6 protein-coding genes are annotated in these 6,820 nt (G+C 64.4%); all 6 read right to left on the reverse strand.

From position 1 onward, the window contains the following. Positions 1-124: 124 nt before the first annotated feature. Positions 125-1,114 carry a Gfo/Idh/MocA family protein gene (locus P9A16_RS33640; RefSeq protein WP_278026463.1) on the reverse strand — a complete coding sequence of 330 codons (990 nt, stop codon included), beginning with the start codon at positions 1,112-1,114 and terminating at the stop codon, positions 125-127. A 19-nt stretch (positions 1,115-1,133) separates the two neighbouring features. Next, entirely contained in the window at positions 1,134-2,255 is a 1,122-nt protein-coding gene (locus tag P9A16_RS33645; protein WP_037404922.1) for a Gfo/Idh/MocA family protein, read from the reverse strand. A 138-nt stretch (positions 2,256-2,393) separates the two neighbouring features. Further along, on the reverse strand, positions 2,394-3,170 hold the full coding sequence (locus P9A16_RS33650) for an ATP-binding cassette domain-containing protein (protein WP_023515026.1): 777 nt from the start codon (positions 3,168-3,170) through the stop codon (positions 2,394-2,396). Further along, a complete protein-coding gene (locus P9A16_RS33655) occupies positions 3,170-4,291 on the reverse strand; it encodes an ABC transporter permease (protein WP_023515027.1) in 1,122 nt (373 codons plus the stop codon). Before P9A16_RS33655 ends, P9A16_RS33650 begins: the two co-directional genes overlap by 1 nt. An 85-nt stretch (positions 4,292-4,376) precedes the next feature. Further along, positions 4,377-5,321, reverse strand: coding sequence for a sugar ABC transporter substrate-binding protein (locus tag P9A16_RS33660; protein WP_023515028.1), 945 nt, complete (start codon positions 5,319-5,321; stop codon positions 4,377-4,379). A 70-nt stretch (positions 5,322-5,391) separates the two neighbouring features. Further along, on the reverse strand, positions 5,392-6,501 hold the full coding sequence (locus tag P9A16_RS33665) for a phytanoyl-CoA dioxygenase family protein (RefSeq protein ID WP_023515029.1): 1,110 nt from the start codon (positions 6,499-6,501) through the stop codon (positions 5,392-5,394). Positions 6,502-6,820 lie beyond the last annotated feature (319 nt).

A 6,820-nucleotide genomic window follows, 5' to 3' on the forward strand; every position in this document is an offset into this window, starting at 1 on the left:
GCGGCGCGCCGCCCGAAGAGGCCGCGTCCGCAAGTGTAATTCCAAAATCAGAAAGAAAGCAATTTTTATTGCAAGTCAAGAATAATCCGCAACGTTTGGTGCGATTACCCGCATATTGCACGGCTCAGTGCGGCCGTTCCGGCAGCACGAGCGGCGTGCGCCGGCGCGCCGCCATTGCCTCTACGATCTGCTCGGCAAGACTTGTGGCGACGAGGCCATCCCAGGCCGTCGAGCCATCGGCGGGCGGCGTTCCATTGCGGATGCCGTCGATCCAGGCCTGATTCTGCAGGCGATAGGCATCGCGGAAGCGAGGAACCCAGTTTGCCGGAAAGGCCCCCTCCTCCGCGCCGTTGCGCCGCGTGCGGGTGAGCGCCGGATGCGCCATGCCGATCGTGCCGCCTGCGCAGACGGCCTCGGCATGGACATGATAGCCATAGGCGGCGTTCATGAAGACCTCGACGGAAACGAGGCTGCCGGCCTCCGTCTCGAAAACGAACATCGCAGGGTCGCCGCTCCCCTCGGCTTCCGACGGGCAGGGAATGACGGTGACGGCACTGTATTCCGTCGAGAGCAGCCAGCGGCAGACATCGATCTCGTGCACCAGCGAATTGGTGATCGCCATCGCACCGGTGAACCAGGCAAGCGCCGCGGCGTTGCGGTGCTGGCAATGCAGGATGCGCAGGGCGCCGAGCGCCCTGCTGTCGAGCGTCGTCTTCAGCTCCCGGTAGGCCGGATCGAAGCGGCGCATGAAACCGGTCTGCACCAGCGGCCGGCCCGCGTGCTGTTCGGCCGCGACGATCTCCAGACATTCGGCCGTGCTCGTGGCAAGCGGCTTTTCGCACAGAACCGGCTTGCCCGCCGCGATCGCCGCCAGCACCAGCCGGTGATGCGTGGCGTCGGGTGAGGCCACGAGGACAGCCTCGACCGCGGGATCGGCGATCAGCGCCAGTGCATCGCTCGTCGGCCGCGCACCCTGCCCGACCGCCTCGGCCCGTGACAGATCGGCGTCCGCCACGGCAACGAGATGTGCGCCCGCGACATCGCTGGCAAGGATGCGCGCATGTTCCGCCCCCATCACGCCCGCGCCGATGACGCCCACTCCAACCGTCTTCATGGTTCCTCTCCTCCTTCGTTCAGCCGGCCTCAACGACACGCCAGGTGCCGGCACGCGCGGAGGCATGGATCGTCTCCACCAGCGTCTGGATGCGCAGACCGGCGCGAAAATTGAATGGCTCGGGCCGAAGGCCGGCAATCGCTTCCAGATACCCGGCGACCTCGATCGCCTTCAGGTCGTTGAAGCCGAGCTGGTGGCCCGGCGCGACACAGAATCGGCCATAGGGCACGTGGTCCGGCCCCGCCTCGATGCGGCGGAAACCCTGCCGGCCCTTCCGGTCGGCCGTGGAGTAGAAATGCAGCTCGTTGAAATGTTCCTGCGAGAAGGCGAGCGCACCCTTGGTGCCGTAGACCTCGAAATCGTGCTGCATCTTGCGGCCGGTGGCGACCCAGTTGCCTTCGATGGAACCGGTGGCACCGTTTGCAAAGCGCAGGAAGGCGCGGCCGATATCGTCCGTCTCCACCGTGCGCATACCGCCTCTGCCATCCGGGCGGCTGGCGATGACAGTCACGCAATCGCCCATCACCCTCTCGATGGGGCCGAGCAGGAATTCGGCGGTCGCCAGTGCGTGACTGCCGAGGTCGGCCAGCGCCCCGCCGCCGGCAGGATCGTGGCGAAAGGTGAAGGGCGCGGCGGCATCGGCCATGTAATCCTCGGCATGAAGGCCGCGATAGCCGCGGACTTCGCCGAGCTCCCCGACTGCGATCATCTCCCGCGCCAGGTTCAGCATCGGATTGCAGAGATAGTTGAAGCCGACCTGCGTGCGGATGCCCGCCTTTTCTGCGGCCTCCGCCATTTCCCGGGCATCGCCCGTCAGCGGAGCGAGCGGCTTTTCGCAATAGACGTGCTTGCCGGCGGCGATGGCGGCGAGCGCCATGTCCTTGTGCAGAGCATTGGGAGCCGTGATGTCGACGATGTCGATTTCCGGATCCGCCACCAGGCTGCGCCAGTCGTCCGTGGCGCGCCCGAAACCGAGCGCTGCGCGGGCGGCTTCTGCCTGTGCCGGGGTCGCGTCCGCGATAGCTGCCAGTTCCACCTCATAGGGCAAGTCGAAGACCCTTGCGGCGGCCGCGAAGCCGAAGACATGCGTCTTGCCCATGAAACCCGACCCGATGAGGCCAAGACGGAGCTTCTTCTTCATTCTCTCTGTTCCCCGGATGATGGCCCACGGGTTTTCCGTGAGCAGCATTTTTGCAACATTTATTGCGAAATCATTGCACTATGAACGCTCGGTGTGCGGCCGGAGCGAAAGCAACGCCCCGGCGCCTGATTGGTCTTGTCAGATCGTGCCGCCGAGCGAGGCTTCCAGCAGCGCCAGTTCCTGCCCGCCCGCCATCATGTCCTGCAGGGCTGCCGCATCCACCGTGCCGCGCTCGGCCGTGCCCAGGGTCTGCCCGCGGTTGAGCACCGTGAACCGGTCGCCGACGGCAAGCGCATGGCGGACATTGTGGGTGATGAAGACGACGCCGATACCCTGCTTGCGCACCCGGTCGATGGTGCTGAGCACGTTCGCCGTCTGGCGTACGCCGAGTGCGGAGGTCGGCTCGTCGAGGATCAGCACCTTGGCGCCGAAATAGACCGCGCGCGCGATGGCGACCGTCTGGCGCTCGCCGCCCGAAAGCGTGCCCACCGCCTGATCGGGACCGCGCAGGTTGATGCCCATCTTGCGCATCTCGGTGACGGTGATCTCGTCGGCCTTGCCGGTGTCGAAGGTCTTGAACGGCCAGACGCCGCGCTCCGGCTCGCGGCCCATCCAGAAATTGCGGCTGACGCTCATCAGCGGGATCATCGCGAGATCCTGGTAGACGGTGGCGATACCGGCGGTCATCGCATCGCGCGGGCTCTGGAAGAGCGTCTGCGTGCCCTCCACCAGCACCTCGCCGCCACTCGGCCTGTAGACCCCTGACATGATCTTGATGAAGGTGGACTTGCCCGCACCGTTGTCGCCGAGCAGGCAGTGGCATTCGCCCGGCCTTATGTCGAAGGAGACGCCGGCCAGCGCGATGACATGGCCGAAGTGCTTGGTGATGTTTCTCATCTCCACGATGGCGGACATCAGCGTTCTCCCGTGATGATGCGGCGGATGTAGGTGTTCATGATCACCGCAGTCAGGAGGATGACGCCGAGGAAAACCCGGAAGAGCGAGCTTTCCGCATTGGCGAAGAACAGGCCCTGCTGCACGACGCCGAAGATGATCGCCCCGAGCGCCGCGCCGATGACCGAGCCGTAACCGCCGGTAAGCAGCGCCCCGCCGATGACGACGCAGATGATCGCCTCGAACTCCTTGAGCAGGCCCCGGTCTGCCGCCGCCGAACCGAATTCCATCACCTGGCAGGTGGCGAAGACACAGGCACAGAAGGCCGAGAACATGAACATCAGGATCTTCACCCGGTTGACCGGCACACCGACATACCGCGCCGCAAGCGCATCGCCGCCAGCCGCGAAGATCCAGTTGCCGAACTTGGTGCGGGTGAGCAACCAGTGGCCGAAGATGACGAGCACGATCGCCCAGACGACCAGCATGGGAATGCCGTCGATGACCGGCTGGCCGGCGCGGTTGCCGCGGGTGAAGGTGGCGATCCAGCCCATCTCGCCCATCCAGGTGAAGAGGCTTCCGAGGATCTTGCCGCCGAAGAGCGGCGCCAGCCAGTCGCCGGCCGCCTTTTCCGCAACGCCGCCGATGATCGTCTGGCGCGTGAAGTAGATCGAGCCCCAGATCGTCAGGCCGCGCAGGATGTAGAGGAAGGCGAGCGTGACGATGAAGGACGGCAGGCCGGTGCGGATGACCAGCCAGCCGTTGACGCCGCCCAGAAGAATGCAGAAGACGAAGGTGATGACGATGGCAAGCCACAGCGGCACACCGATATGGACCGACAGGATCGCCATCATGACGCCGGAAAAGCCGATCATCGAGCCGGTGGAGAGGTCGAACTCGCCGGCGATCATCAGGAGACAGGCGCCGACCGCGATGATCATGAACTGGGCCGACACCACCGTCCAGTTCATCACGCCCTCGGCGGCGAACATGCCGCTGTCGCCAGCGACCGCTGCAAAGAGCAGGAAGACCAGGATAGTGCCGCAGATGCCGCCAAGCTCCGGGCGGATCAGCGCGCGCCGGAGCGGCGAGACGGGCTTGATGCGCTCGTCCTTCAGCGCGTCTGGAATGACGTCCGTCATGAATGCACTCTCCTCCCTCGAAAGATCGGGCCTCGAAAGACCGGGGCGCGGGCGGCTGCCCGCCCGCGCCCGTAAAAACGTCAGATCAACGGTACTGGCCCGCCAGGGACTCGACCAGCGCGATGTTGTCCTTCGTCACGAAGCCCGGGCCGGTGAAGATGGAATTGGCCGGGGCGACGCCGTAGCGCACATAGCTCGTCAGCACCTGGATCGGGATCGAGCCCTGCAGGAACGGCTGCTGGTCGATCGCGAAGTTGATCGTGCCGTCCTTGATGGCGGCGGAGATTTCCGCAGAAAGGTCGAAGGTGCCGAAATAGATGTCACCGTCGAGGCCCATATCCTTGACCGCACGGATCGACGGTTCGGCCGAGTTGGGGCCGAGCGTCAGGATGGCGCCGGTATCGGGATTGGCAGTGAGATAGGCCTTCACCTTGTTCTGCACTTCCGACGGGTCGATGCCGGAATCGACCATCTGGTTGCCGAGCTCGACGCCGATGCCCTCGGCAAAGCCGCGGCAACGCTCCACCGAGGCCGGATTGGTGATGTAGTGGTTGACGCACAGGAAGCTCTTGATGCCCGCCTCCTTCGCACGCTTGCCGGCGCCGAGGCCCGCTTCATATTCCGGCTGGCCGACATGCATCAGCGCACCGAGCTTCTGGCTTTCCTCCACCGTGCCAGAGTTGACGGTGACGACTGGAATGCCTTTGGCGACGGCATCCTTGATCGGCCCTTCCAGCACGTTGAAATCGGCGATGGTGACGATGATACCGTCGACGCCGGCGGCCGAACTCTGCTGGACGATGCGTGCCATGTCGGCAAGGTCGCCCGTCGGTGGGTTGCGATACTCGGTCGTCACGCCCATCTGCTCGTTCGTCACCTTGATCGCGTTCTTGATGACGTTGAACCAGCTGTCACTGTCCGGGCCGTGGCTGATCCAGACGAATTTCTCGCCATCCGCATGGGCAGCACCGGCGAGCGCCGTCGTCGCCAGCAGCACGCCGAGGGCAAGGGATTGCAGGATTTTCTTCATGCTTAACGTCCTCCCGAAGTCGGCTTCCTGTTCGCTCCCCGCCCGAAGCCTTTGCGGGTAACCCAAGATGTCAGGCCGCCCGTTTTGCGCCTTGCGCCGAAAGAGCGGTATCGAGGCGCACCTGATCCCAGCGCTCCTCAACGGCCCGGGCAACGAGGTCCTGTTGGCTTTCGGGCGCAAGACCGCCGAGCGGCGGATCGGTGTCGAGATTGGTCGGGAACGGATAACCATCCGCCGTCGCGGCAATCACCGCCCGCCGCCCGGCCGGCGACAGCGCCGCCAGATGCGGGTAGACCGCGCGGACCATCGCGGTGCTATCGAGGCTTTCCATATGGCGGGCGAAGGCGGAAGCCGTCTGGATAAGGTTGACCATGCGCACGACGTCCGCCGTGCGGTTCTCGCCGGCGGCATGGAACAGCGCTGGGGAAAAGAAGATCGCGTCGCCCTTTTCCAAGGGAAGCTGGACGCAATTCTCCTCGAAGTAATCGCGGAATTCCGGACGCGTGGCGGCGACATAGCCCGGCAGATAGCGCTGGGAATGCGGCAGGAGCTTCGTCGTGCCGCTTTCCACCGGCATGTCGCAATGGGCGACCCCGCCCTGCAAGATGAGCGTCGGGCCGGTGGCGTGGATATGGCTCGGATATTCCGCCATCTGCTCGGGCTTCATGAAGCCGAGATGATAGTCGCGGTGCGGCGCCTGCGCCTTGCCGCCGGGACGGACCTGGTTGACCTGCGTGGCGATCTGGTAGCCCGGGCCAAGCCAGGCGCGGCAGGCAATATCGATGACAGGATTGGCCATGTAGCGGGCATAGACGGCGGGATCGCGCAGGCAGAGTTTCTGCAGCGAGTTCCAGATGCGATCGTTGGCGCCCGCCTTGGCAAAATGGTCGCCGGCTGCCGTACCCGCCGCCCGCTCGTCGGCGATGATGCTGCGAAAGACATCGCTTGCCGCATCGATGGCGCCGGGATCGATGAAGGCGCGCTTGACGACGAAGACACCGGGCCCTTCGCCGATGACCGAGGCCCATTCCGGGCCGATGCCGTCATCGACCGAGGCCCCGTCATAGACGGGGATGTTCTTCTCGATGGCGATCGCCGTCGGGCACATCGCCATGGTCGTCACGGTTTCCACCTGGCGGCGGAATTGCGCAAGGTCGATCACCGTTGCAATATCGTTCATCGAAATCCTCCTGTCCGATGCCTGAAAACCGGCTTGACGGCAGCCATCGCTCTCACCCCGCCCCTCCCCGGGCATGGCGAGCTGCAAACGCAGATCAAAAATTGCGACCATCAATTGACTGCAATATTAATTGTGAAATTTTATTGGTGTCAATACGGCTGCGCTGCTTCACTGGCAAAGACGTTATCAATCGCAGGCAATCTCCGTTGCCGATTTCGTTGGCATTATAGGGCTGCGGCTAGCGGGGTGGAAAAGGGGGGTTGTTTTGGGGCTTCAAACGCAAAAAGCCCTCCGCGAAGGGAGGGCTTTTAGATTTGGT

The sequence above is a fragment of the Shinella sp. 838 genome (genome assembly GCF_029623935.1).
Classification (GTDB): domain Bacteria; phylum Pseudomonadota; class Alphaproteobacteria; order Rhizobiales; family Rhizobiaceae; genus Shinella.